The organism is Thalassorhabdomicrobium marinisediminis (assembly GCF_003072065.1).
Taxonomy (GTDB): Bacteria; Pseudomonadota; Alphaproteobacteria; order Rhodobacterales; family Rhodobacteraceae; genus Octadecabacter; species Octadecabacter marinisediminis.
Genome location: NZ_QCYG01000008.1, coordinates 163,235 through 189,144 on the forward strand (window position 1 = coordinate 163,235; position 25,910 = coordinate 189,144).

At 63.7% G+C, this 25,910-nt stretch carries 26 protein-coding genes; 11 read left to right on the top strand and 15 right to left on the bottom strand.

The window, feature by feature from the left end:
- Nucleotides 1–46: 46 nt before the first annotated feature.
- Nucleotides 47–784 carry an esterase/lipase family protein gene (locus DC363_RS13550; protein WP_108641759.1) on the bottom strand — a complete coding sequence of 246 codons (738 nt, stop codon included), beginning with the start codon at nucleotides 782–784 and terminating at the stop codon, nucleotides 47–49.
- A 77-nt stretch (nucleotides 785–861) separates the two neighbouring features.
- Between DC363_RS13550 and DC363_RS13555 the strand changes: the two genes are divergently transcribed.
- Entirely contained in the window at nucleotides 862–1,326 is a 465-nt protein-coding gene (locus tag DC363_RS13555; protein WP_108641691.1) for an NUDIX domain-containing protein, read from the top strand.
- 73 nt (nucleotides 1,327–1,399) lie between these two features.
- Here DC363_RS13555 and groL read toward each other — a convergent pair whose 3' ends face one another.
- From groL to DC363_RS13570, 3 genes are all read right to left on the bottom strand, one after another.
- Nucleotides 1,400–3,043, bottom strand: a complete 1,644-nt coding sequence (gene groL, locus DC363_RS13560) for a chaperonin GroEL (RefSeq protein ID WP_108641692.1) — start codon at nucleotides 3,041–3,043, stop codon at nucleotides 1,400–1,402.
- 43 nt (nucleotides 3,044–3,086) lie between these two features.
- Complete coding sequence (gene groES, locus DC363_RS13565; protein WP_108641693.1) at nucleotides 3,087–3,374, bottom strand: co-chaperone GroES; 288 nt, start codon at nucleotides 3,372–3,374, stop codon at nucleotides 3,087–3,089.
- A gap of 195 nt (nucleotides 3,375–3,569) precedes the next feature.
- On the bottom strand, nucleotides 3,570–4,226 hold the full coding sequence (locus tag DC363_RS13570) for a DUF2161 domain-containing phosphodiesterase (protein WP_108641694.1): 657 nt from the start codon (nucleotides 4,224–4,226) through the stop codon (nucleotides 3,570–3,572).
- Nucleotides 4,227–4,370: 144 nt separating this feature from the next.
- On the opposite strand from DC363_RS13570, the gene DC363_RS13575 reads away from it, so the two are divergent.
- The 6 genes from DC363_RS13575 (at nucleotide 4,371) to DC363_RS13600 (ending at nucleotide 9,334) form a co-directional block, all read left to right on the top strand.
- Entirely contained in the window at nucleotides 4,371–5,288 is a 918-nt protein-coding gene (locus DC363_RS13575; protein ID WP_108641695.1) for a manganese-dependent inorganic pyrophosphatase, read from the top strand.
- Between the two features lie 142 nt (nucleotides 5,289–5,430).
- Nucleotides 5,431–6,303, top strand: a complete 873-nt coding sequence (locus DC363_RS13580; RefSeq protein ID WP_108641696.1) for an HAD family hydrolase — start codon at nucleotides 5,431–5,433, stop codon at nucleotides 6,301–6,303.
- Between the two features lie 94 nt (nucleotides 6,304–6,397).
- Nucleotides 6,398–6,841: a MaoC family dehydratase gene (locus DC363_RS13585; RefSeq protein WP_108641697.1), complete on the top strand. Its 444-nt coding sequence runs from the start codon at nucleotides 6,398–6,400 to the stop codon at nucleotides 6,839–6,841.
- A gap of 45 nt (nucleotides 6,842–6,886) precedes the next feature.
- A complete protein-coding gene (locus DC363_RS13590; protein WP_108641698.1) occupies nucleotides 6,887–7,819 on the top strand; it encodes a bifunctional riboflavin kinase/FAD synthetase in 933 nt (310 codons plus the stop codon).
- Complete coding sequence (locus DC363_RS13595) at nucleotides 7,812–8,294, top strand: YcgN family cysteine cluster protein (protein WP_108641699.1); 483 nt, start codon at nucleotides 7,812–7,814, stop codon at nucleotides 8,292–8,294. The genes DC363_RS13590 and DC363_RS13595 overlap by 8 nt, the downstream gene beginning before the upstream one ends.
- The gene (locus tag DC363_RS13600; protein ID WP_108641700.1) at nucleotides 8,294–9,334 is read left to right on the top strand and encodes a threonine aldolase family protein; all 1,041 of its coding nucleotides are present in this window, start codon (nucleotides 8,294–8,296) and stop codon (nucleotides 9,332–9,334) included. The genes DC363_RS13595 and DC363_RS13600 overlap by 1 nt, the downstream gene beginning before the upstream one ends.
- On the opposite strand, the gene DC363_RS13605 is transcribed toward DC363_RS13600, so the two are convergent.
- Nucleotides 9,324–10,124 (bottom strand): alpha/beta fold hydrolase, encoded by an 801-nt coding sequence (locus DC363_RS13605; RefSeq protein ID WP_108641701.1) that lies wholly within the window; start codon nucleotides 10,122–10,124, stop codon nucleotides 9,324–9,326. The genes DC363_RS13600 and DC363_RS13605 overlap by 11 nt on opposite strands.
- A complete protein-coding gene (locus tag DC363_RS13610; protein ID WP_108641702.1) occupies nucleotides 10,125–10,721 on the bottom strand; it encodes a 2-hydroxychromene-2-carboxylate isomerase in 597 nt (198 codons plus the stop codon). It abuts the gene before it with no gap.
- 97 nt (nucleotides 10,722–10,818) lie between these two features.
- Between DC363_RS13610 and DC363_RS13615 the strand changes: the two genes are divergently transcribed.
- On the top strand, nucleotides 10,819–11,838 hold the full coding sequence (locus DC363_RS13615; RefSeq protein WP_108641703.1) for a ribose-phosphate pyrophosphokinase: 1,020 nt from the start codon (nucleotides 10,819–10,821) through the stop codon (nucleotides 11,836–11,838).
- 16 nt (nucleotides 11,839–11,854) lie between these two features.
- Here the strand turns inward: DC363_RS13615 and DC363_RS13620 are convergent, their stop codons facing one another.
- From DC363_RS13620 to DC363_RS13655, 8 genes are all read right to left on the bottom strand, one after another.
- Nucleotides 11,855–12,205, bottom strand: coding sequence for an H-type lectin domain-containing protein (locus DC363_RS13620; protein WP_108641704.1), 351 nt, complete (start codon nucleotides 12,203–12,205; stop codon nucleotides 11,855–11,857).
- 82 nt (nucleotides 12,206–12,287) lie between these two features.
- The gene (locus DC363_RS13625) at nucleotides 12,288–13,490 is read right to left on the bottom strand and encodes an MFS transporter (protein WP_108641705.1); all 1,203 of its coding nucleotides are present in this window, start codon (nucleotides 13,488–13,490) and stop codon (nucleotides 12,288–12,290) included.
- A gap of 211 nt (nucleotides 13,491–13,701) precedes the next feature.
- A complete protein-coding gene (locus DC363_RS13630; protein WP_108641706.1) occupies nucleotides 13,702–14,103 on the bottom strand; it encodes a F0F1 ATP synthase subunit epsilon in 402 nt (133 codons plus the stop codon).
- A gap of 23 nt (nucleotides 14,104–14,126) precedes the next feature.
- Nucleotides 14,127–15,551 (bottom strand): F0F1 ATP synthase subunit beta, encoded by a 1,425-nt coding sequence (atpD, locus tag DC363_RS13635; protein WP_108641707.1) that lies wholly within the window; start codon nucleotides 15,549–15,551, stop codon nucleotides 14,127–14,129.
- Between the two features lie 18 nt (nucleotides 15,552–15,569).
- Nucleotides 15,570–16,442 carry a F0F1 ATP synthase subunit gamma gene (locus DC363_RS13640; RefSeq protein WP_108641708.1) on the bottom strand — a complete coding sequence of 291 codons (873 nt, stop codon included), beginning with the start codon at nucleotides 16,440–16,442 and terminating at the stop codon, nucleotides 15,570–15,572.
- 18 nt (nucleotides 16,443–16,460) lie between these two features.
- Complete coding sequence (gene atpA, locus DC363_RS13645; RefSeq protein WP_108641709.1) at nucleotides 16,461–17,999, bottom strand: F0F1 ATP synthase subunit alpha; 1,539 nt, start codon at nucleotides 17,997–17,999, stop codon at nucleotides 16,461–16,463.
- Nucleotides 17,999–18,619 carry a F0F1 ATP synthase subunit delta gene (locus DC363_RS13650; RefSeq protein WP_108641760.1) on the bottom strand — a complete coding sequence of 207 codons (621 nt, stop codon included), beginning with the start codon at nucleotides 18,617–18,619 and terminating at the stop codon, nucleotides 17,999–18,001. The genes atpA and DC363_RS13650 overlap by 1 nt, the downstream gene beginning before the upstream one ends.
- 272 nt (nucleotides 18,620–18,891) lie before the next feature.
- Nucleotides 18,892–19,638: a class I SAM-dependent methyltransferase gene (locus tag DC363_RS13655; RefSeq protein ID WP_108641710.1), complete on the bottom strand. Its 747-nt coding sequence runs from the start codon at nucleotides 19,636–19,638 to the stop codon at nucleotides 18,892–18,894.
- A gap of 62 nt (nucleotides 19,639–19,700) precedes the next feature.
- Between DC363_RS13655 and gloB the strand changes: the two genes are divergently transcribed.
- The 3 genes from gloB to DC363_RS13670 all read left to right on the top strand — a co-directional run bounded on the left by gloB (nucleotide 19,701) and on the right by DC363_RS13670 (nucleotide 23,923).
- Nucleotides 19,701–20,462, top strand: coding sequence for a hydroxyacylglutathione hydrolase (gloB, locus tag DC363_RS13660; RefSeq protein ID WP_196778430.1), 762 nt, complete (start codon nucleotides 19,701–19,703; stop codon nucleotides 20,460–20,462).
- Nucleotides 20,463–20,645: 183 nt separating this feature from the next.
- Nucleotides 20,646–22,967, top strand: coding sequence for an ATP-dependent Clp protease ATP-binding subunit ClpA (clpA, locus tag DC363_RS13665; RefSeq protein WP_108641711.1), 2,322 nt, complete (start codon nucleotides 20,646–20,648; stop codon nucleotides 22,965–22,967).
- Nucleotides 22,967–23,923: a M23 family metallopeptidase gene (locus tag DC363_RS13670; protein WP_108641712.1), complete on the top strand. Its 957-nt coding sequence runs from the start codon at nucleotides 22,967–22,969 to the stop codon at nucleotides 23,921–23,923. The genes clpA and DC363_RS13670 overlap by 1 nt, the downstream gene beginning before the upstream one ends.
- Nucleotides 23,924–23,928: 5 nt before the next feature.
- Here the strand turns inward: DC363_RS13670 and DC363_RS13675 are convergent, their stop codons facing one another.
- Nucleotides 23,929–25,908, bottom strand: coding sequence for a peptidoglycan -binding protein (locus DC363_RS13675; protein ID WP_108641713.1), 1,980 nt, complete (start codon nucleotides 25,906–25,908; stop codon nucleotides 23,929–23,931).
- Between the last annotated feature and the right edge of the window lie 2 nt (nucleotides 25,909–25,910).

Below are 25,910 nucleotides of genomic sequence, written 5' to 3' on the forward strand. Positions count from 1 at the left end.
GGCGCGCAGCGCCGGGGGCAGCGCCCCCTCTCTTCCCGTCGCCGCCCTACTGCAGCCCCAGCATCACGCCAACAAGGCTCAGGGACCGGTCGAACCGCCCCTTGTCCAGAAACTCCATCACCTGCCGCATGACAAGCGGATTGTTCATCATGAAGGTATGCGTCACCGGCAGGGTGATATGTTCGGTCATGCCCTCCAGCCGGGTGGAGTCCACGCTGACCTTGCCGTCGTCGGGCCCGTCGATCAGGCTGGAATAATAGGCGTTCAACGTGCGGTCCCCGGCGATGATTCCCAATTCTCCGCCGAGCCATGGCAGGCTCAGCGGCGCGCCGGTGGTGTCGTCTTCGTGGGTGCCCAACTCCATGCCCGCAGGCCCGTTCAGCCACTCGAACGGCTCCAGATCCCCCAGTTCGTCCACCAGTTGCGAGCCATCGTTGGGCGGCCCCAGCATCACCACGCGCCCCAGCCGTTCGGGCTGTTCCGCGGACAGGTAAACCCGCACCAAAATCCCGCCCATGGAGTGGGTGACGAAATGCACTTTGCGGTCGCCGCATTGCGCCACGGCCTGCGGCACGTTTTCTTCGACCAGCGTGCGGATATCGGCGCTGGTCGAGGGGTAGCCGTCGTTGACCACGTGGTAGCCTTCGAGCTCCAGAAGCTCTTGCAGCGGCAGGAACGAGGTTTCGGTCCGCGCCAGCCCGTGCAGCAACACAACACAGTCGTCCTGCGCGGCAAAGGCGGGCGGGGCGATCAGCAACAAAAGGGTGGCGAGGATCTGTTTCATCCCCCCAACATAGGCCCAATTCCAGCGAAGGTAAGGTGTCGCTTGCGCGATCATGCGTCCCGCGCCAGTCTGCGCCCATGTCAGACCTGCCGCCGCGAAAACCCGCCATCCGTCTTGCCACCCGGGGCATCCTTTTGCACGACGACCGGCTGCTGCTGGTGAACGCCTACAAAGGGCGCGAAGATCTCTGGTGCGCGCCCGGCGGCGGGGCCGATCCACATCAGTGCCTGCCGGACAATCTCGCCCGCGAGATATACGAGGAAACCGGCCTGACCGTGCGCATCGGCGCGCCTTGCCTGTTGAACGAGTTCCACGACCCCGAGCGGAGTTATCATCAGGTTGAGGTGTTCTTTCGCTGCACCCTCACCGCAGGGGCGCTGGATGCGGGCTGGCAGGACCCCGAGCAGATCGTCACCGCGCGGCGCTGGGTAACGCGCGACGAGATGGAGAGGCTCACCGTGCGGCCCAAATCGCTGGCGGCGGTGGCCTGGGGCGATCGCGATGCGCCGGTCTATGATCCGTTGGAGTTGATCCTGCGGTAACATCGAAAAGGGGCGCTCCTTTCGGAACGCCCCCTGTTGTCTTTAGCCATTTGGGCAAAGCCCGGGCCGCATCTTACATCATGCCGCCCATGCCGCCCATGTCGGGCATGCCGCCTGCGGGGGCTGCGCCCTCTTTGGCGGGCTTGTCGGCAACCATGGCTTCGGTGGTGATCAGCAGACCGGCCACGGAAGCTGCGTCCTGCAGCGCGGTGCGGGCCACCTTGGCAGGGTCGATCACGCCGAACTTGAACATGTCGCCATATTCTTCGGTCTGCGCGTTGAACCCAAAGGTCTTGTCGTCGCTCTCGCGGATCTTGCCCGCCACGACGGAGCCGTCCACACCGGAGTTCTCGGCGATCTGACGCAGCGGCGCTTCCAGCGCCTTGCGCACGATGTTGATGCCGATGTTCTGGTCGGAGTTCGCACCCTCAAGGCCCTGAAGGCTCTTGGCGGCCTGAACCAAGGACACACCGCCACCGACGACGACACCTTCCTGAACCGCAGCGCGGGTCGCGTTCAGCGCGTCATCGACACGGTCTTTACGCTCTTTCACTTCGATTTCGGACATGCCGCCCACGCGGATCACGGCAACACCGCCAGCCAGCTTGGCCACGCGTTCCTGCAGCTTCTCCTTGTCGTAGTCGGAGGTTGTCTCTTCGATCTGGTTGCGGATCTGCGCCACGCGTGCGTCGATCTCGGCCTTGTCGCCGGCACCGTCCACGATGGTGGTTTCGTCCTTGGTGATCGCAACGCGCTTGGCCGAACCCAGCATGTCGATGGTCACGGACTCCAGCTTCATGCCGAGGTCTTCGGAGATCACCTGACCACCGGTCAGAATGGCGATGTCCTGCAGCATGGCCTTGCGACGGTCGCCGAAGCCGGGCGCTTTAACGGCAGCGATCTTCAGACCACCACGCAGCTTGTTGACCACGAGGGTCGCCAGCGCTTCGCCTTCAACATCTTCCGCGATGATCAGCAGCGGCTTGCCGGACTGGATCACGGACTCGAGCAGCGGAACCATTGGCTGCAGCGAAGACAGCTTCTTCTCGTGCAGCAGGATGATGCAGTCTTCCAGCTCGGTCGTCATCTTGTCGGGGTTGGTGACGAAATAGGGCGACAGGTAGCCGCGGTCGAACTGCATGCCTTCGACAACGTCGGTTTCCGTTTCCAGACCCTTGTTCTCTTCGACAGTGATCACGCCTTCGTTGCCGACTTTCTGCATCGCGTCTGCGATCTGGCGGCCGATTTCAGCTTCGCCGTTGGCAGAGATCGTGCCGACCTGGGCCACTTCGTCGGAGTTCTCGACCTTGCGGGCTGCGGCTTTGATGGACTCGACAACCTTCGAGGTCGCCAGATCGATGCCGCGCTTGAGGTCCATGGGGTTCATGCCGGCTGCAACAGCCTTCATGCCTTCCTTGACGATGGCCTGAGCCAGAACCGTCGCGGTGGTGGTGCCGTCACCGGCTTCGTCGTTGGTGCGCGATGCGACTTCCTTGACCATCTGCGCGCCCATGTTCTCGAACTTGTCCTCAAGCTCGATCTCTTTGGCGACAGAAACACCGTCCTTGGTGATGCGCGGGGCGCCGAAGGACTTCTCCAGCACCACGTTGCGGCCTTTGGGGCCGAGGGTCACTTTGACCGCATCCGCAAGGATGTTCACGCCGTTGAGCATGCGATTGCGGGCGTCGGTCCCGAATTTTACGTCTTTAGCAGCCATGTTTTAGCTCCTTTGGAATTTCGTTTGATTGGGGGCGAGGGCCTTAGGAGATGATCCCGAGGATGTCGCTCTCTTTCATGATCAACAGCTCTTCGCCGTCGACGGTCACTTCGGTGCCGGACCACTTGCCGAACAGGATGCGATCGCCAGCTTTGACAGCCATTGCGACCAGCTCACCGCTGTCCTTGCGCGCGCCTTCGCCACATGCGACGACTTCACCCTCGGCAGGCTTTTCTTTTGCGGTGTCGGGGATGATCAGGCCGCCAGCGGTCTTTTCTTCGCCTTCGGTGCGACGCACGAGGACGCGGTCGTGAAGCGGTTTAAAAGCCATGTCTATAGCTCCCTAGCTAATGTTTCTGTGCTGATGCCCGTCTTGCGGGCCGTTATCACTCACCAAGGGCGAGTGCTAACGGCGGATAGGTAGGCAACCCGACAGGGCCTGTCAACGGGCAACTGCGGGGATTTTTTCCAGCGTCGCTGGTGGCCGGTGCGCCAAGCTTGCAAGTGCGCTGCTCGGCGTGATGCCCTAGACGTCGCCCCAATCAGTCAGCCCTTTGGCGCCCGCCTCGGTCAGCCTGTAAACGCCCCGCTCGACCCGCTCGAACCAGCCGTAATGATCGTTCGCCATGAGCCGCGTGGCCGTCGGAACCTCGGTCCAGTTTGCCACCGTCGCCCCCTTGCTCGGCCCGTGCACCGCAAGAAACCGGGCGCATTTCAGCGCGTCCTGCCGGTAGCCGGTGACGATCCCGTGTCGGGTGGCGCCGCCGGCGTTCGGGTCGCCCTCCATCCGGTCAAACGCCCGCAACAGCGCCTTTTTCTTCCTGGCGATCTTGCGCGCGGCATAGGGGCCCGGATCGGCCAGCGCCTCAACAAAGCCGTCGCGCAGCCGCACGGTCAGCACGCCCAGCCCGAGCCGTCGCGCCAGTTTCACGTTGGAGCGTAAGGCCTTCGTCCGCCCGCCCGCTGGCACGGCAACATAGACATCGTCGCAAATTGCCAGCCGCTCGACCCCCTGATGGAACAGCGAGAGCGAAAACCCCAACTTCAGCTCAACGATGACGACATCCGCGCCGCGCCGCCCGACCACATCCGCCGCGCCCACCTCGCCCTTCACGTCATAGCCCTGCCGCTGAAGATAGGCTTTCACGGGGGCATAAAGATCGGCTTCGCGGGGTTTGCTCATGGCGCGCAACCTATCGCGGTTTCGCGCCCCGCTCCAAGCCCCAAGCGTTGCGACCGCGGCATGGGCGTGATGCCCCGCGCCGGGGGTGACTCCGGCCCGCGCCACTCCTATAAGGCGGCAAATTCAACCGATAAGGCGTTTGCTATGACCACCCTCGTTTTCGGCCACAAGGCCCCCGATACGGATTCCACCGGCTCCCCGCTGATCTGGGAATGGTTCCTCAACCACACCGGCACCAAGGCCGAGGCCCGCCTGCTGGGCGAGCCGAACACCGAAGCGAAATTCGTGGCCGAGCGCTGGGGCTTCGATTTGCCCGCGCTGCTGACGGATATTGACGACGACCAGCCCTGCGTCATCGTCGACACCAACAACCCCGCCGAGCTGCCCGCCAACATCAACAACGCGGACATCCGCGGCATCATCGACCACCACAAGCTTGTCGGCGGGCTTGAGACCAAGGGCCCGATCGATATCACAGTGCGCCCGCTCGCCTGCACCGCGACGATCATGTATGACCTGATGGGCGATCACGCGGCCGAGATGCCCGACGCGATCAAGGGCCTGATGCTGTCGTGCATTCTGTCGGACACGCTTGAGTTCCGCTCCCCGACCACCACCGACCGGGATCGCGATCTTGCGGTGGCTCTGGCCGGACAGCTGGGCATCGCGATCAATGATTACGCGGCGGAAATGTTCGCGGCGAAATCCGACGTCTCCGCCTTCTCGGATGCCGAGCTTTTGCGCATGGATTCCAAGGAATTCGCCGTCGATGGCACCAAGTTCCGCGTCTCGGTGCTTGAGACGACCGCGCCGGACATCGTGCTGGACCGCAAGGCGTCGCTCCTGAGCAGCATGGCGGATGTGGCGACCGAGGACGGGGTCGATCAGGTGCTTTTGTTTGTGGTCGACATCCTCAAGGAAGAGGCGACGCTGCTGATCGCCAACGAGATGTGCAAGACCGTGGCGGAAAAGTCCTTTGGCGTGACCGTCACCGAAGATCACGTCATCCTGCCGGGCATCATGAGCCGCAAGAAACAGATCATTCCGGCGCTGAAGATCTGATCCCCCCGAGCTGACACGACCGGGCCGGAGGCTGCACAGGCGTCCGGCCCGCTTTCATCGGATCGACAAATCCCCCCGGTGGCTTATCCTCATGGGCATCTGCCCGGCGGTCCGGCCCCACCCTTTTGCAAAAGGTTCACCCATGCCCCAGATCATCCCCCGTTTTGCCGAGATTTCCGACCGCTACGATGTGGCCTTCGTCGACATCTGGGGCTGCATGCACAATGGCATCACCCCGTTTGAAGAGGCCGTCGCCGCGATGCAGGATTTCCGCGCGCGCGGGGGCAAAGTGGTGCTGGTGACGAACTCGCCCCGCCCCTGGGACAGCGTGGCCCAGCAGTTGCGCGCCATGGGGATGGCCGAATGCTGGGACGCCATCGCGACCTCGGGCGACAGCGCCCGCGCGGCGATGTTCCGCGGCGTCGTTGGGTCGAAAGTGTGGTTCATGGGCGAAAGCCCCCGAGACGATGATTTCTTCAAACCGTTGAAAATCATCAAGGATCCCGTCGATATCCAGACCGTGCCGCTGGAAGAGGCCGAGGGCATCGTCTGTTGCGGTCCGTTCGACCCCTATGCCGATCCGGCGGTGAACCGCCCCGAGTTCCTCTATGCCAAGACGCGCGGCCTGAAACTGCTGTGCGCCAATCCCGACATCATCGTCGACCGGGGTGAGCGGCGCGAATGGTGCGCCGGCGCCCTTGCCGCGCTCTATACCGAGATGGGCGGAGAAAGCCTCTATTTCGGCAAGCCGCATCCGCCGATCTACGACCTTGCCCGCCGCCGCTACGCCGCATTGGACGGATCGGTTCCCGACCCGCGCGTCATCGCCATAGGCGACGGGATTCGCACTGACGTTCTCGGGGCGCAGCAGGAAGATATCGACAGCCTGTTCATCACCGGCGGGCTTGCGGCGGAAGAGACGAAGACCGTCACCGACCCGGATCAGACCTCTCTCACCTCTTACATCGACAGCGAACAGGTCACCCCAACTTACGCCATCGGGTTCCTGCGCTAGACCAAAGCAGGCTTGACAGTTTCTGCGACTGCGAAGTAATCTTATTTCACCCGCCCTGCACGGGTTGAATTATTATTACGGGACGGATCACGCAATGCTCGACAATTTTCCCCGCGGCACGATCTGCATCGAGGACATCGAAATCGGCATGTCGCGGTCACTGCGCAAGGTGATCACCGACCGGGACATCGAACTCTTCGCCGAAGTCTCGACCGACCACAATCCGGTCCACCTTGACGAGGCCTATGCGCAGGACACGATTTTCGAGGGGCGCATCGCCCACGGAATGCTCACCGCCGGTCTGATCTCGGCGGTGATCGGGGAACAGCTTCCGGGCCATGGCACGGTCTATCTGGGGCAAAGCCTGAAATTCCTTGCACCGGTGCGTCCGGGCGACAGCGTGCAGGCGGTCGTCACGGTGACCGACATGGACGTGGGCAAGCGCCGCGTGACCATGGACACCCATTGCGAGATCGACGGCAAGAAGGTCCTCAAGGGGGAGGCTGTCGTCCTTGCCCCGTCGCGCAAATTCGACTGAACAAACCCGTCTTGAACCCCGCGCGCGGGCGGGCTAGGCAAGCCCATGCGCATCATCCGAGACCCCGCCTTCATTGCCCCTGCCGACCGTGGCGCCGCCGCGGCGATCGGGAATTTCGACGGCGTGCATCTGGGCCATCAGGCGGTGCTGGACCTGACCGGCAGTGTGGCCGACGGCGCCCCGTTGGGCGTGCTGACCTTCGAGCCCCACCCCCGCGAATATTTCGCCCCCGACGCTCCGCCCTTCCGCCTGATGAGCCCGACAGCCAAGGCGCACCGTCTGGAAAAGCTCGGCGTGCAGCGGCTTTACGAGGTGCCGTTCAACGCCGCTTTGGCCGCGCTCACCCCGTGGCAATTTGCCGAAGACATCATCCATGACCGTCTTGGCCTGACCCATGTCGTCGTTGGCGCGGATTTCTGCTTTGGCAAGGATCGCGCGGGCAATGCGGCCGACCTTGAGGGCTTCGGCGCCAAGCTGGGCTTTGGTGTGACCATCGCACCGATGCTGCAAACCTCCGCGGGTGCCGTCTCTTCCACCGCGATCCGCCGCGCGCTGAGCGACGGCGCCCCCCGCCGCGCGGCCGAGATGCTGGGCCACCGGCACCGCATCGACGGTCCGGTCATCAGCGGCGAGCAGCGCGGCCGCGATCTGGGCTATCCCACCGCGAACATGTCCATCGACGGGTTGCATCCGCCGAAATTCGGCGTCTACGCGGTCAAGGTCGATGTCCTCGACGGACCGCACAAAGGGGCTTACCACGGTGCCGCCTCAATCGGCGTTCGCCCGATGTTCGGTGAGAACGTGCCGAATTGCGAAACCTATCTGTTTGATTTCTCAGGTGATCTTTACGGCGCGCAGCTCAGCGTCGGGCTTGTGGACTATCTGCGCGGGGAAGAGACATTCGACAGTCTCGATGCGCTGATCACCCAGATGGACGCCGACTGCCGCCAGGCGCGGGATATTCTGGCCGATGACTGAGCAATCGTCCGATCCAATCCCCCGCGACGACGTCCGGCCCGCGTTCTGGGACACCGTTCCTTTGGAAAAGCTCACCCCCACCGAGTGGGAGGCGCTGTGCGACGGCTGTGGCAAGTGCTGCCTCAACAAGCTTGAGGACGAGGCCACAGGAGAAGTCGTGCTCACCCGTGTCGCCTGCAAGCTGTTCGACGACAGCACCTGCCGTTGCTCGAACTATCCCACGCGACACAAATACGTCCCCGAGTGCATCGTGCTCACGCCGAACACCATTCGTGACAGCCTGTATTGGCTGCCGCAAACCTGCGCCTACCGCCTTGTTTACGAAGGCAAACCCCTGTTCGACTGGCACCCGCTCATCTCCGGCACGCCGCAGTCGGTCCATGACGCAGGCGTTTCAGCGCAGGATCTGACCGTTTCGGAAGCCAACACGCCCGAAGACGACTGGGAAGACCATATAATCGAGGAGCCCCTTTGATGTTTTTCGCCTCCGACAACTCCGGCCCTGCCCATCCTTCGGTGCTTGACGCCCTGCACCGCGCCAACGAAGGCTACCGCTTCGGCTACGGCGCCGACGCGGAAATGGACCGCGTGCGCCAGATGGTGCGCGACCTGTTTGAGGCACCCGAGGCGGCGGTCTATCTGGTGGCCACGGGCACGGCGGCGAACTCGATTGCGCTGGCGACGCTCGCCCAGCCGTGGGAGACGATCTTTTGCACCAAGCCCAGCCACATTAATGAGGATGAGTGCAACGCCCCGGAATTCTACAGCGGGGCGAAGCTGACACTGGTGGACGACGTAAACGCGAAGATGACCGCCGAGACCTTGCGCGCGGCGATGGAAGCGGAAGAGACCCGCGGCGTCCACGGCCCCCAGCGCGGGCCGGTGTCGATCACGCAGGTCACGGAAAAGGGCACGGTCTACACGCTGGACGAGATTGCGGCAGTGACAAAGGTTGCGCGGGACTTCGGGGTCAGCACCCATCTGGACGGCGCGCGATTCGCCAATGCCATCGTGACGCTGGGCTGCACCCCGGCGGAGATGACATGGAAGGCGGGCATCGACTGTGTGTCCTTCGGCGGCACCAAGAACGGCCTGATGGGCGTCGAGGCGGTGATTTTCTTCGACCCCAAACACGCTTGGGAGTTCGAGCTGCGCCGCAAGCGCGGGGCGCATCTTTTCTCGAAGCACCGCTATCTCTCCGCGCAGATGGAAGCCTATCTGACTGACGACCTCTGGCGCGACCTCGCCGCGCGGGCGAACGCTGCGGCCCAGCGGCTGGCCGAGGGGCTGCGCGCCACCGGACAGGTCACCTTTACGCACGAGCCCGAGGCCAACCTGATGTTTTTCAGCGCCCCGCGCCATCTGCACCGAAAACTGCAAGGGGCCGGCGCGCAATATTACGTCATGGACAGCCTTGACGGGGACGCGGATGCGCCGGTGGTGGGGCGTCTGGTCTGCGATTGGTCCATCGGGGCCGAGGGGGTGGACGCCTTTCTCGACGTGCTCAAGCGCTGATCACAGTACCCCGCCCCGCCATCGCGGCGGCAACCTCTTGCGGGTGGGTGACGGCGACCATGTGCCCCGCGCCTTCGATCACGTGGTGGCCCGCCTGCGGCAGGTCCACCGCCAGCGCCGCGACGATCTTCGACATCACCGGATCGCTGGCGCCGCCCTCGATCAAGTCCACCGGACAGGTCACGCGATCCAGCCGGTCCAACAGGCCCGGCGCGTCATTCTCAAGCACCGGCACGGCGGCGGCGATCAGGTGAATCTGCCCCATGATGCGTTCGCGCGTGGCCTGAGACATCGCATCCCACGGCCGGCCCGTGCCCCATTGCGCCAGAAACGCCTTCGACGCCGCTTCGAGATCGCCCGCCTCCCAGGCATCGATAAAGGCCGGACTGGCGACCTTGTAGGCTGAATGGGCTTCCGCATCCTCGGCACCACGTCTTGCGGCGGCAAAAAACACCGGGTCGATCAGGGTCAGGCGCGACACCAGATCCGGGCGCTCGACCGCCAATCGCAAGGCCACCGTGCCGCCGAAAGAATGGCCCACCACATGGGTCGGCCCCTGCAGCAGCGCTTCGGCCACGTCGAAGACGTCCTTGTGCAGATCCTCGCCCCGCCAAGGGCCGCTTTTGCCGTGTCCGGGCAGGTCGAAAAAGAGGTTGCGCGCAGGCGGCAGCGCCCCGGCAAGACTGAACAGGCTTTCGGACTGCCCCAGCGAGCAATGCAGGAACAGTCGCGGTGCGCCCTGCCCGTCTTCGGTGGTCCAGATGCGCTGGCCCGCGATTTCTTTCAGCATTTACAACTCGCCGGACAGGTGTCGGTCCAGATCGTCAAGACGGTCCTGCCCCCAGAACCTCTCATCCCCGTCGGTGATGAAGAACGGCGCGCCGAACACTCCGTTGGTCACGGCCTCATCGAGATTGCGGGCATAGGTTTCCGCCCCGGCCAACAGGCCGCTGTCCGCCAGCGACGGATCGAAGCCCGCCTCCTCCAGACAGGCGCGGATCACATCGTCGTCGGCAATGTTACGCTCCTCGGCCCAACAGGCGCGCGTCACAGCATTGACCAGCTTGCCCACATCGCCGCCCGCCGATTGCGCCGCAATGATCGCATAGGACGACGGCGCCATGTTGGTGGGCCAGTGCGCGGGCCGCAGGTTGAGCGGCAGCCCCGCGACGATGGCCCGCCGCCGCAGGTCCTGCAAGCGGTAGTCCTGCCGGTTCGGATGCCGGTCCATCGGCGGCACCCCGCCGGTCCGGGCGAAGAGCGCCATGATGTCGAGCGGCTTGTAGGTCACCGTCGCCCCGTGTTTTGCGACGATCTCCTCGAACCGGGGCCCGGCGAGGTAGGTGAAGGGCGAAATCGTCGCAAAGTAATAGTCGATATGTGGCATTTCCGGCTCCTCACCCTGCTTGCTTTCTTGGTGCGACCCTAAGGCTGTGCTACCTCGTGTCAACGCTGCGAATCTGTCACCTCGGGACCCCCAGACCATGCCAAATCTCATCGAACCGAAACTCATTTCCGGTAACGCCAACATGCCCTTGGCCCAATCCGTCGCACGGCGCATGTCGATGCACCGCGGCATGAACGTGGGCCTTGTCGACGCACGGGTGGAGCGGTTCAACGACGGCGAAATCTTCGTCGAAGTTTACGAAAACGTGCGGGGTGAGGATATGTTCGTCATCCAGCCCACGTCGAACCCGGCCAATGATAACCTGATGGAGCTGTTGATCATCGCCGACGCGCTGCGCCGGTCGTCCGCGTCGCGCATCACCGCCGTGATCCCCTATTTCGGCTACGCCCGGCAGGACCGCCGCTCAAAGGCGCGCACGCCGATCACCGCTAAGCTGGTGGCCAACATGCTGGTCGAAGCGGGGGTCGAGCGGATCCTGACGCTCGATCTGCACGCCACGCAGATTCAGGGCTTCTTCGATATTCCCGTGGACAACCTTTATGCCTCGCCGGTGTTTGCGCTGGACGTGATGCACAATTTCAAGGGCCGGATGGAAGACGTGATGGTGGTGTCCCCCGATGTGGGCGGCGTGGCCCGGGCGCGGGATCTGGCACAGCGGATCGGTGCGCCCCTGTCCATCGTCGACAAGCGCCGCGGCAAACCCGGTGAAGTGGCCGAGATGACCGTGATCGGCGATGTGAAGGATCGCACCTGTTTGATCGTGGACGACATCGTCGACACCGCCGGAACCCTGTGCAAGGCCGCCGAAGTCCTGCTTGAGCATGGCGCAAAGGAAGTGCATTCCTATATCACCCACGGTGTCCTGTCCGGCCCGGCGATTGAGCGGGTTGGCAAATCGGTCATGAAGAACCTTGTGATCACCGACACGATCCAGCCCACGGCGGCGGTTAAATCCTGCGAGAATATCCGCATCGTGCCCACCGCGCCGATGTTTGCGCAAGCGATCCTGAATACCTGGAACGGCACCTCGGTCTCTTCGCTGTTCGATCACAAGGCGCTGCAGCCGATCTACGAAGGCATGTATTCCAGCATCTGACAGTGACAGTGGGGCCTTAGTAAAGGTCCCACTCATCCGCCTGTCGCAACTCACCCATCGCTTGCCACGCCACCCGCACGCGGGCGACCTTGCTGTCGCCCCAGGTGCGAAAGACGATGGCGAACCCTTCCGGCGTTATGTCCTCGGCCTGCACATCCATCCGCGCGTTCGTCGCGTTGGAGATATCGAACATCGACAGGTTGACCTGCACCACCGGAACCGATCGGAACCCTTCGGAAAATTCCACATGGGCGCGGGTCTGGCGCGCGCCCTCTCCGGTCCACATGGCACCGTCATGCTCGAAGTCGGAAAACATGACGACTTCGCCATGATCCACGCCGATCAGGTGATTGCGCATTCGCTTCATGTCAGGTCCAACCGGTCTTCGCTGTGTGGGTCATCCGTCAGACATTAACGGGAAATTTGGCGGGATTAACCCCCCAAACGCGTCAGGACTGTGCCAGGGGCCGCATTTTTGCAACCATCGGCAGCAAGGCCAGAACCAGCACCGCCGAGAACAGGAACGGAGCGCCGGGCAGGTAGGGGCCGGTTTCGTCGACGAAAGCCTCGAACAGTCCGGTGGCCAGCAAGGGCGCCAGAAAGGCCGCGATGGAGGCCAGCGAGGCAATGACCCCCTGCACCAGCCCCTGCCGATCCTCGTCCATTACGTTTGAGGCAATCGCCGTCATCATCGGCGGGGACAGGTCGGACAAAGCCGCGAGGATGATAAACACGACCAACCCCGTCACCGTCGAGATCAGCCCGAACCCGACGAAACCGGTGATCGCCGCGGCCATGCCGATCTGCAAGGTCCGGTATTCCCCAACGCGGCGGATCAGGGCCGGCATCAACCCGCCCTGCACGCCCGCAAGCATGATGCCGTAGCCCGCCAGCGATAGGCCGATCCACAGGGTGGACCAGCCGAAAAGCTCGCGGATGAAGAACGCCCAGAGCGTGGGATAGACCATGTTGGCGAACTCGAACACGAACAGGCAAATCAGCGGCACCGCCAGACCGGGCAGACGGAAGGCTTGCACGATGGCCGAGAACGGGTTGAGGTCGCGCGCCCCGAACGGGCGGCGCCGTTCCGGCGGCAGGCTTTCAGGCAGGACGAAAAGCCCAAAGGCGACGTTTGTGGTGGACAGAGCTGCGGCCAGCCAGAACGGGGCTGACAGGTGATAGGCTGCGGCAACCCCGCCCAACGCGGGCCCCATGACGAAGCCCAGCCCGAAGGCCGCGCCGATCATCCCGAACCGCGCGGCGCGTTCGCTGCGGCTGGAAATGTCGGCGATATAGGCCGTCGCCGTGGTGTAGGTGGCCCCCGCCACCCCGGCGATCACCCGGCCCAGCAGCAACAGCCAGAACACCGTCGCCTGCGCCATGATGACGTAGTCCAACGCCAACACCGCCAACGCCAGCAACAGCACCGGCTTGCGGCCATAGGCATCCGACAGGCTGCCCACGATGGGCGCAAACAGAAACAGCGCGCCGGCGTAAGACGCCATGAGGATCCCGCCCCAAAAGGCCCCCTCACCCGTGGTGCCCGCCCCCACCCGCGCCATCAGATCGGGCATGATCGGAAAGACGATCCCGATACCGATGGCGTCGATCATCAAGGTGATGAGGATGAACAGATAGGCGCGATTTTTCATGGGCGGACATGAGCCCCTGCGCCGCGCCGAGGCAAGCACAATCTATCTTCATCGCTATCATCGCTTCGACGTCACGCGTCAGGTATGGCGCGGCCAGAGCGGCTGCGATGAGCGTCCGTCGTCCGAGGTTAACAGTGATCGGCCAAAACGAAAAATGGCGCCCCGTTGCGGGACGCCATTCCTCAAATTCACGCATAGATGGTCGTGGCGCTCAGAGCATCACGTGGCTGGCAACCTCGACCATGGCGTTGCGGACCTGATCGGCCTCGTCCACGCCTTGGCCGGACGCTTTCGCAGCCTCGTGCGCGGCGGTCGCTTCTTCCACCAGCTTGTCCATGCGCTCTTTCGTGGCCTCGCTGCGTGGCAGGGCCTTTTCGGCAAGGACGGTCACGCTGTTCGCGGTGATTTCGGCAAAGCCACCGGAGACGACGAATTCCTCGGTGCCACCGGAGTGGACCACCTTCAGGATGCCGGGGCGCAGGGTGGTGATGGTGGGGGCGTGATCGGCCATTGCCGTCATGTCCCCGTCCGCACCCGGGATCTGCACCTCGGTCGCGTCCAGTTCCGCCAGACGGCGTTCCGGAGAGACGAGATCGAATTTGAAGTCTGCCATGTGATAGGCTCCTGTTCCGAGGTTTAGGCCGCGTCCGCAGCCATTTTCTCGGCCTTGGCTTTCACTTCGTCGATACCGCCGACCATGTAGAACGCACCTTCGGGCAGGTGGTCATACTCACCGTTCACAACGGCTTTGAACGACGCGATCGTGTCTTCCAGCGGCACCTGCACACCGTCAGAGCCGGTGAAGACCTTGGCGACGTCGAACGGCTGGCTGAGGAAACGCTCAAGCTTACGTGCACGGGTCACGGTCATCTTGTCGTCTTCGCTCAGCTCGTCCATGCCGAGAATGGCGATGATGTCCTGCAAGGACTTGTAGCGCTGCAGGATCTGCTGGACGTCGGTCGCAACCTTGTAGTGCTCTTCGCCGATGATCAGCGGGTCAAGCAGACGCGAGGTCGAGCCGAGCGGGTCCACAGCCGGATAGATGCCCTTTTCCGAAATCGCACGGTCCAGAACGGTCGTGGCGTCGAGGTGGGCGAACGACGTGGCGGGCGCGGGGTCGGTCAAGTCATCGGCAGGGACGTAGACGGCCTGCACCGAGGTGATCGAACCACCACGGGTCGAGGCAATGCGTTCCTGCATCGCACCCATGTCGGTGGCCAGCGTTGGCTGGTAGCCCACAGCCGAAGGAATACGACCCAGAAGTGCGGACACTTCGGACCCGGCCTGCGTGAAGCGGAAGATGTTGTCGACGAAGAACAGCACGTCCGAACCGGTGTCGTCGCGGAACTGTTCCGCAAGGGACAGACCGGTCAGAGCGATCCGCATACGCGCCCCTGGAGGCTCGTTCATCTGGCCGTAAACCAGCGCAATTTTCGAGTCGGGCAGGTTGTCGGGGACGATAACGCCGGATTCGATCATCTCGTGATAGAGGTCGTTGCCTTCGCGGGTCCGCTCACCCACACCGGCGAACACGGACACACCCGAGTGCACTTTGGCGATGTTGTTGATCAGCTCCATGATGAGAACCGTCTTGCCCACGCCGGCACCGCCGAACAGGCCGATCTTGCCGCCCTTGGTATAAGGGGCCAGAAGGTCGATCACCTTGATCCCGGTCACGAGGATTTCGGTCGCCGTGGACTGGTCTTCGAACTTCGGCGCTTCACCGTGGATCGAACGACGGGAGTCTGTGTTAACAGGGCCCTGCTCGTCCACAGGCTCACCGGTCACGTTCATGATGCGGCCGAGGGTCGCGGTACCCACGGGCACGGAAATCGGCTCACCCTGGTCGGTCACGTCCTGCCCGCGCACCAGACCTTCGGTGGCGTCCATCGCGATGGCGCGCACGGTGTTCTCGCCAAGGTGCTGGGCAACCTCAAGCACAAGGGTCTTGCCGTTGTTGTCTGTTGTCAAAGCGTTGAGGATCGCGGGCAGTTCGCCATCGAACTGCACGTCCACCACGGCGCCGATCACCTGCGTGATTTTGCCAGTTGCTTTTGCCATTATCGTTTCTCCGGTTCTTTACAGCGCTTCAGCGCCGGAAATGATTTCAATCAGCTCGTTGGTGATGACCGCCTGACGCGAGCGGTTGAACTCAATCGTCAGTTTGTCGATCATCTCGCCCGCGTTGCGGGTCGCGTTGTCCATCGCGGACATCCTAGCGCCTTGCTCGGATGCGCCGTTTTCAAGCAACGCGGCAAAGATTTGCGTCGCCACGCCACGGGGCAGCAGATCGGCCAGAATGGCTTCTTCGCTGGGCTCGTAGTCATACAGCGTGCTGTCATCCGCCTGAGTGCCTTCTGGCACTTCGAACGGAATGATCTGTTGCGCGGTCGGGATCTGGCTGACGACGTTGACGAACTTCGCATAGAAGATCGTCGCCACGTCGAATTCACCGGCATCGAAACGGGCCAGCACATCGCGGGCGATGTCCTGCGCGTTGTCGTAGCCGACGCGCTTGACCTCGGACAGGTCCACGTGTCCGACGAAATGGTCACCCAGATCGCGGCGGATCGCGTCGCGGCCCTTCTTGCCGACCGTGATGATTTTCACGGTCTTGCCCTGCGCCAGAAGATCGGCGGCATGGCTTTTGGCAAGCTTGGCGATGTTGCTGTTGAACCCGCCGCACAGACCGCGCTCCGCCGTCATTACGACCAGCAGATGGGTGTCGTCGGAGCCGGTCCCCGCAAGCAGTTTGGGCGCACCCTCACCGCTGGCAGATGCCGCAAGCCCGGCCATGACCGAGTTGAAACGCTCCGTATAGGGGCGCGCCATCTCGGCCGCTTCCTGTGCCCGCCGCAGTTTTGCGGCGGCCACCATCTGCATGGCCTTCGTGATCTTGCGGGTCGATTTGACCGACGAGATCCGGTTCTTAAGGTCCTTAAGGTTAGGCATCAGCCTGCATCCTTTCCCTTACGCGTAGTCTTTGGCGAAGGTATCGAGGGCTGCCTTCAACCGATCAGCTGCGTCACCCTTGATCTTCGGATCCTCGTTGGTGATCCAGTCCATGATGTCGCTGTGATTGCCGTGCATATGCTTGAGCAGGGCATTTTCCCAGGCGGCAATATCGCTGACTTCGACGTTGTCGAGGTAGCCATTGGTGCCGGCGAAAATGATCACGACGATCTCGGCGTTGGTCAGCGGCGAATACTGCGGCTGCTTCATCAGTTCCGTCAGACGCGCACCGCGGTTCAGCAGGGCCTGCGTTGCGGCATCAAGGTCAGAGCCGAACTGCGCAAAAGCGGCCATCTCACGATACTGGGCGAGCGACAGCTTCACCGGACCGGCAACCGAGGACATCGCCTTGGTCTGGGCCGAGGAGCCGACGCGCGACACCGACAGACCGGTGTTCACGGCGGGGCGGATGCCCTGATAGAACAGCTCGGTCTCAAGGAAGATCTGGCCGTCGGTGATCGAAATCACGTTCGTCGGAATAAACGCGGAGACGTCGCCGCCCTGGGTTTCGATGACAGGCAGAGCCGTCAGCGAGCCGCCGCCGTTGTCTTCGTTCAGCTTCGCGGACCGCTCAAGCAGGCGCGAGTGGAGGTAGAACACGTCACCGGGATAGGCTTCACGGCCTGGTGGGCGACGCAGCAGCAGGGACATCTGGCGATAGGCCACAGCCTGCTTGGAGAGGTCATCATAGGTGATCAGCGCGTGGCGGCCGTTGTCACGGAAGTGCTCGCCCATGGCGGTTGCCGCATAGGGGGCAAGGAACTGCAGCGGTGCCGGGTCGGACGCGGTTGCCGCCACGACGATGGAGTATTCCATCGCGCCGTTCTCTTCGAGCTTCTTGACCAACTGCGCCACGGTCGAACGCTTCTGACCCACGGCGACATAGACGCAGTAGAGCTTCTTGCTCTCGTCGTCGCCGGCGGCGTCGTTGTAGGACTTCTGGTTCAGCATCGTGTCGAGCGCGATGGCGGTCTTGCCGGTCTGACGGTCACCGATGATCAGCTCACGCTGGCCACGGCCAATCGGGATCATCGCGTCCACGGACTTCAGGCCGGTCGCCATGGGCTCGTGCACGGATTTACGCGGGATGATGCCCGGCGCCTTGGCGTCAGCCACGGCGGTCTTGGTGGTGTTGATCGGCCCCTTGCCGTCGATCGGGTTGCCCAGACCGTCCACAACGCGGCCCAGAAGCTCGTCACCGACCGGCACGCTCACGATGGAGTTGGTGCGCTTGACGGTGTCGCCTTCCTTGATGTCCTGGTCAGAGCCGAAGATCACCACACCGACGTTGTCGGATTCGAGGTTCAGCGCCATGCCCTGAATGCCGCCGGGGAATTCGACCATCTCACCGGCCTGAATGTTGTCGAGGCCGTAAACCCGCGCAATACCGTCCCCGACGGACAGCACGCGGCCGACTTCTGCGACTTCGGCTTCCTGGCCGAAGTTCTTGATTTGGTCCTTGAGGATCGCGGAGATTTCCGCAGCTTGGATCGCCATTACCGGGCCTCTTTCATGGTGTTCTGGAGGGCGTTGAGCTTCGATTTGACCGAGGTGTCGATCATCTTGGAGCCAACTTTAACGACAAGACCGCCGATGAGGCTTTCATCAACGGTCGCATTGATATTCACATCCGAGCCGACGGACGCCTTGAGCGTCTGGGCCAGCTTGTCGGACTGTTCCTTGGTCAGGGACTTCGCGGATACGACCTCGGCCGTCACCTCACCCTTTTCGGTCGCGATCATGTCGCGCAGGGCGGTCAGCATCTGCGGCACCGCGAACAGGCGGCGCTTGGATGCCATCAGCGCCAGCGTGTTGGTCATCGTGTCCGACAGGCCCATCTTGCGCGCCACGGCGACGACGGCGTCGGACTGCTGCGTGCGGCTGTAAAGCGGCGACGACATCAGATCACGCAGATCATCGCTGTCGTCCAGCGCGGCGGAAAGCGTGTTGATGTCGGACTCCAGCCCCGCAAGACTGTTGGCGTCTTTCGAAAGATCGAAGACAGCAGTGGCATAGCGCTTGGCAATGCCTGAGGAAATCGAAGCTGGTTCGGACACGTCCACCCTTCCGATGTCTTGGCCCCGCCCGGCTCCCGGATGGGGCCAGTAACGCGGCATGGTCATGCCTCACGTCCTTGCGAGGCGGCAAAATCAGGGGCGATGTAGCAGAGGGTTTCGCCCACGGCAACCGCCTAGACATGCCATTGTGCATCCAAGAAAGCCATAAAAGAGAGTGTGCCCCCACCGATCCGCGCCACAGCGCCCCCGCCTGCCCCCCGTGACGCGACGTTCCATGCGATCTGGCACACAGGTGGACCGGCCAGCGGGGCGATTCTTCGCGCGGGCCCGCGTTGCCCAACGTCACCGCTTACGGGGTGCTCGACCGGGGCCTAGACCGGCTTGACCACCGGCCCGCCCATGCCTTCCAGCACGCTCAGCGGGCGTTTCACCGCCTCGGTCAGCCCCGGGCGCTTGGGTTGCGGCACTTGCTTGGTGGTCTGCACCATCAGCACGCCGCCAGCGGCAAACACCGGAAGGTGCTGACCCGCGCTTTCCATGGTTTTCGCGAGCCTGCGCCACAGCGGCCGCGCCGAGGGCGGCTGATACAGGGTCGACAGCGTCTTGACCGGAATCAGCCCCACCGACCGCAGCAGGGCCTCCAACTGCCCCAGCGAATAGGGCCGCCCGTAGCCAAAGGGCGTGCGGTCCGACCGGGACCACAGCCCCGTGCGGTTCGGCACCACGAAGACCGCCCGCCCCCCGGGTCCCAGCACCCGCCAACATTCGTCGAGCAACGCGAGCGGGCGCTCCGACGTCTCGAGCCCATGCAACAGCACCAACTTGTCCACCGATCCGGTCGCCAGCGGCCAAAGCGTATCCTCGCACAGCACGCTGACGTTGGGCTCCCCTGCGGGCCAGGGCATCACGCCTTGCGGGCCGGGCATCAGGCCGATCACGCGCCGGGCATCGCCCAGATAGGGGCGCAGAAGCGGCACCGCAAACCCGAACCCCGCCACCGTCTGGCCCTTCGCTTCGGGCCACAGGCGCACCAGCTCGTCCCGGATCACCTTCTGGGCAGCGCGACCCAGCGTGCTGCGGTAGTAGAATTCTCTCAGGTCGTGAACGTCCAGATGCATTGCAGCGGCACCGCCTTTGGGCAACAGTTGGGGGCACAATACCAATCAGGACCGTCAACGCCATGCCCCTTGAACTGATCACCGTGCCCTGCCTTGAAGACAACTATGCATTCCTGTTGCATAATCCCGACAGCGAGGAGACGCTGCTTGTGGACGCCCCCGAAGCCGCGCCGATTCAGGCGGCACTGGACGAACGCGGCTGGACACTCACCGACATCCTGCTGACGCACCACCACTGGGACCACGTAGACGGACTTGAGCCCTTGCGCGGCACGGCCCGCGTGATCGGGGCCAAGGCTGACGCCCGCCGCCTGCCCGCGCTGGATCTGCAAGTGTCCGAGGGCGACGACCTGACGCTGTGCGGCGCGCGGGCCGAGGTGTTCGACGTCTCCGGCCATACGGTGGGCCACATCGCGGTCTATATGGCGGACGCCGGTGCGGTGTTCACCGCCGACAGCCTGATGGCCTTGGGCTGCGGACGGCTGTTCGAGGGCACGCCCGAGATGATGTGGGCCTCATTGCAGAAACTGCGCGCCCTGCCGCCCGAAACCCGCGTCTGTTCCGGCCATGAATACACCGCCACCAACGCGGCCTTCGCGGCGACCCTTGAACCGGACAATCCAGACCTTATCTCTCGCTCAGCCGACATCACCACAGCCCGCGCAGAAGGACGGCCCACCGTCCCGTCGACCCTCGCAGAAGAGTTGCGCACCAACCCCTTCCTTCGGGCCGATGATCCCGACCTTCAGGCCGCGCTGAACATGACCGGCCGGCCCGCCGCCGAGGTCTTCGCCCATATCCGCAAGAAACGCGATAATTTCTAAGGCTTTAGCCCGTAAATCATCGCCCAGCCGTGACAACCCGTCCGCCACACCCGCCGCACCATCACATCTTTGTGGGCATTTTTTCCTTGAAGATGATCGAAATAAGCCAAAACTTAACTGTAAGAGGCTACCGTCCGACAGGGTGCCAGACCCCGCCGGACCCCGATGAAAAGGAGCACTGAAGTGCCATCATTCTCGACAACTCTTGAGCAGTCCATTCACGCCGCGCTGGCCATCGCCAATGCGCGCAAGCACGAACTTGCCACGCTCGAGCACCTGCTGCTCGCCCTGATTGACGAGCCTGACGCCGCCCGCGTCATGAAGGCCTGTTCCGTCGATCTTGATGAGCTGCGCAAGACGCTGGACGATTTCATCGACGACGACCTCAGCACCCTTGTGACCGAGGTTGAAGGCTCCGAAGCCGTGCCAACGGCCGCGTTCCAGCGCGTGATCCAGCGCGCCGCGATCCACGTGCAAAGCTCGGGCCGCACCGAAGTGACCGGTGCCAACGTGCTGGTCGCCATCTTTGCCGAGCGCGAAAGCAACGCCGCCTATTTCCTGCAGGATCAGGACATGACCCGTTATGACGCGGTGAACTTCATCGCCCACGGCGTCGCCAAGGACCCTGCGTTCGGCGAATCCCGCCCCGTGTCCGGCTCTCCGACCCTGGATGAAGAGGCTGACGTGGCCTCGGACACCAGCAAGGACGAAAGCGCGCTGGCGAAATACTGCGTCGATCTGAACGCCAAAGCCTCGGAAGGGGATGTCGATCCGCTGATTGGCCGCGGGCATGAGGTCGAGCGCGCCGTGCAGGTGCTCTGCCGCCGCCGCAAGAACAACCCGCTTCTGGTGGGCGATCCCGGTGTGGGCAAAACCGCCATCGCCGAAGGTCTGGCCCGCAAGATCGTTGAGGGCGAAGTGCCCGAAGTGCTCTCCGGCACCACGATCTATGCGCTCGACATGGGCGCATTGCTCGCCGGCACCCGCTACCGCGGTGATTTCGAAGAGCGCCTGAAAGCCGTGATGACCGAGATGGAAGAGCACGACGATGCCGTGCTCTTCATCGACGAAATCCACACGGTGATCGGGGCCGGTGCGACGTCTGGCGGGGCGATGGATGCCTCGAACCTGCTGAAACCCGCTTTGGCCGGTGGCAAGCTGCGCTGCATGGGCTCCACCACCTACAAGGAATTCCGCCAGCACTTCGAGAAGGACCGCGCGCTGGCCCGCCGGTTCCAGAAGATCGACGTGAACGAACCTTCGGTCGAGGACAGCATCAAGATTCTCAAGGGCCTCAAGCCCTATTTCGAAGATCACCACCAGATCAAATACACCGCCGATGCGATCAAGACCGCCGTGGAACTCTCGGCCCGCTACATCAATGACCGCAAGCTGCCCGACAAGGCGATCGACGTGATCGACGAAGCCGGCGCGGCACAGCACCTTGTGGCGGAAAGCAAGCGACGCAAGACCATCGGCGCGAAAGAGATTGAGGCCGTGGTCGCCAAGATCGCCCGCGTCCCGCCGAAGACCGTCACCAAGAGCGACAGCGAAGTCCTCAAAGACCTCGAAGGCAGCCTCAAGCGGGTGGTTTTCGGGCAGGACGACGCGATTGTCGCCCTCTCCTCCGCCATCAAACTGGCGCGGGCCGGTCTGCGCGAGCCTGAAAAGCCCATTGGCAACTACCTCTTCGCCGGTCCGACCGGTGTGGGTAAAACCGAAGTGGCAAAACAGCTGGCCGATACGCTGGGTGTGGAATTGCTGCGGTTCGACATGTCGGAATACATGGAGAAACACGCGGTCTCGCGTCTGATTGGCGCACCTCCGGGCTATGTCGGGTTCGATCAAGGCGGCATGCTCACCGATGGGGTCGACCAGAACCCCCATTGTGTGCTGCTGCTGGACGAGATGGAAAAGGCCCACCCGGACGTCTACAACATCCTGTTGCAGGTGATGGACCACGGCAAGCTGACCGACCACAACGGCCGCACGACGGACTTCCGCAATGTGATCATCATCATGACATCCAACGCGGGTGCGTCCGAAATGGCGAAAGAAGCCATCGGCTTCGGCCGCGACCGCCGCACCGGTGAGGATACGGCAGCGATCGAGAAGACGTTCACGCCGGAATTCCGCAACCGTCTGGACGCCGTCGTGTCCTTCGCGCCGCTCAGCAAGGACGTGATCTTGCAAGTGGTCGAGAAGTTCGTGCTGCAACTGGAAGCGCAGCTGATGGACCGCAACGTCTCGATCGAGCTGAGCCGTCCAGCCGCCGAATGGCTGGCCGAGCGTGGCTACGACGACAAGATGGGCGCGCGCCCGCTGGGCCGTGTGATTCAGGAGCACATCAAGAAGCCGCTGGCCGAAGAACTCTTGTTCGGTCAACTGGCGAAGGGTGGTCACGTCAAGGTGGGCGTCAAGAAGGGTGAGCTTGATCTGCAGATCGACCCGCCCGCCAAGGCCCGCCTGTCGAAGCACACCCCGCCGCTTCTCGCAGCAGATTGATGCGCCTTGCAGCGCTGATCATATCCTGCGCCGTGCCCGCCACGGCGCAGGATTTTTTGTTGGACCTGCCCATCGACTGCACCCCGGGCGACGACTGCTACATCCAGAACTACGTTGACCACGACCCCAGCGACCGGGCGCAGGATTACCGCTGTGGCCACCTGACCTATGACACCCACAAGGGCACCGATTTCGCCCTGCCCTCGCGTGCGGCGATGGATGTGGGCGTCGATGTGCTTGCCGCCGCGGCAGGCACGGTGCAGGCCGTCCGCAGCAACATGGCCGACGCCTATTTCACGCCCGAACGCGCTGCCGAGATCGGCCCGAGGGAATGCGGCAATGGCGTGGTGCTTTTGCACGGGGACGGCTGGGAAACCCAGTATTGCCACATGAAACAAGGCTCGGTCACCGTCGCCCCGGGGGACGAGGTCGCCGCAGGCGACGTGATCGGCCAGGTTGGCCTGTCGGGACGCACGCAGTTCCCCCACGTCCACCTATCCCTGCGCCGCAACGGTGAGGTCGTCGATCCTTTCGACCGCGACGGGGAAATCCTGTGCAGCACCCCTGCGGATGAAACCCTGTGGCGCGAGGTGCCCGACACCGCACCGGGCGGGGTGATCGCAGTGGGTTTTGCGGACCATGTGCCCGACTTCGACGCCGTCAAGGCGGGCACGGCCGCCGCCGAAACCCTTGTCGCGGATGCGCCCATCGTGTTCTGGGGGCTGGCCTTCGGCGCTGAACCGGGTGACGTGATCGGCATCCGGATCGACGGACCCGAGGGACCGACCTTCGAGACGCAGGATGTTCTTGACCGCAGGCAGGCGCTTGTCATGCGGGCGGGGGGGCTGAGAGCGCCGAACCGGGGCTGGCCATCAGGCGAATATGTCGGCAGCGTCAGCCACAGTCGCGACGGGGCGGAGCTCAGCCGACGGACCGCGCGGATCACCCTGCCCTAGCCATTTCAGCGTTCCGTGAGCTTCAACTCGATCCGCCGGTTCTGCGCGCGCGCGGCTTCCGTGTCGGCGGGGTTCACGGGCTGGTACTGCCCGAACCCGTTGGCCGACAGCCGGTTCGGCGGAATGCCAAGGGCGTTCACCATGTAAAGCACCACCGACAGCGCGCGCGCCTGACTGAGTTCCCAGTTGTTGGCGAATTCGCCGGTCCCCGACAGGGGCACGTCGTCGGTGTGCCCGTCCACACGGATCACCCAGTCGATTTCGTCCGGGATCTCGTCGGCCACCTCGCGAAGAATACCGGCGACCTTGGCGATTTCCGCCCGCCCGTCGGGGGACAGCGTGGCCGACCCCGGCTCGAACAACACCTCGGACGAGAAAACGAAGCGGTCGCCCACGATCCGTACCCCGTCGACGTCTTCCAGAACCTCGCGCAGAAGGCCGAGGAAGTCCGAACGGAACCGTTCCAATTCAAGCGCTTCCGAGGCCAGCCGTTCGCGCTCCGCCTCTTCCAGTGCCCGCGCACGGCGTTCCGCCAGAAGCGCGCGGGCCATGGCGGTGTTGAGGTTTTCGGTCAGGCTTTCGATCTGCACATTGGCCGAGGCGTCGGCGTCGTTGGCAAGGTCCAGCAGCCCCTGCAGGCGCGACAGCTCATTGCGCAGGGTTGCCACCTGTTCGTTGAGAAGCGCCACCTGCCGCTGGCTTTCGGCAGACAAGGCCTCTTGCTCGGCCAGTGCGGAATTGGCCTGCGCCAGCAGCGCCGCCTGCCGCGCTTGTTCGCTGGCGCTGCTGTCCGCTTCCGTCTGGGTTCGGGCCAACGCCGCCACCGCTGCGGCCAGTTCATCGCGCAGGGCAGCCCGGTCGGCTTCGACCTCTTCCACCGCCTCCTCAAGCTCGCTGCGTGCGATCAACGCCTGTGCCAATCTCGCCTGCAGCTCCTCGGCGGTCTCGCCCGTGGCCTCAGCTTCGTCCAGCGCGCCGGCCAACCGTTCGGCCAGCGCGTCCCGTTCGCTGCCCAGCGCTTCGGCGGCGGCTTCGGCCTCCTGCTGGGCCAGCAGGGCGATGGCGAGGTTTTCGTCCAACTCATCCCGCGCCGCCCGCGCGGCAGCCAGAAGCGTCAACGTGTCCTCGGCCTCTTGCCGCTGTTCTTCCAGCGCCAACGTCATCGCGGTGAGTTCCGTGTCCGCATTGGCCAGCCGTTCCCGCAGGGCTTCAGCCGCAGCGGCGTCCACGAGCATGGCGGCCTCCAACTCGGAGATTTCCACCTGCGCGGCTTGCTCTGCGGCTTCAAGCTCGGCGATCCGCGCGGCGTTGTCATCGGTTTCGGACTGCAACGTCTCGATCCGCGTCGCGGCGGCCTCTCCTTGGGCGCGCAAGTCGGCGATCATTGCTTCCAGCGCCTCGCGCCGGGCGGCGGCAAGGCGGGCCTCTTCAGCGCCGGCGTCGATCTCTTCACGGGCCTGCGCCAGCGCCACGGCGGCGGCCTCTTGCGCGGACAAAAGCTCCGCCTCGCGGTCCTCAAGCTCCGCGATCGTCGTCTCCGCCTCGCGCCGTTGCGCCAATAACCCCGCCACCTGCGCCTCGAACCCGGTGATCTTGGTCTCGGCATCGGAGAGGGCCGCGCTCAGGTCGTCGCGTTCCCCCGTGAGGCGCGCGATCAGGGCGTTCTGCTGGGTGACGAGGCGTTCGCTCTCGGCCAGATCGTCTTCAAGGTCAGACAGCGCACTGGACAGAGAGCCCACCTGCGAGCCCAAGGCCGCCGCGCGATCCTGCTCCAGCCCCAGCGCGCTGGCCAGTGCAGCCACTTCGTCCGAGAGCTGCGAGAGCTCATCCTCCTGTCCGGAAATCGTTTCCTGCAACACGAATTGCAGCACCATGAAGATGGTCAGCACGAACATCAAAACCAGCAACAGACCGGTCATCGCGTCCACGAACCCCGGCCAGATCGAGGCCTGAAAACGGGCACCGGTTCTGCGGCTCAGTGCCATGG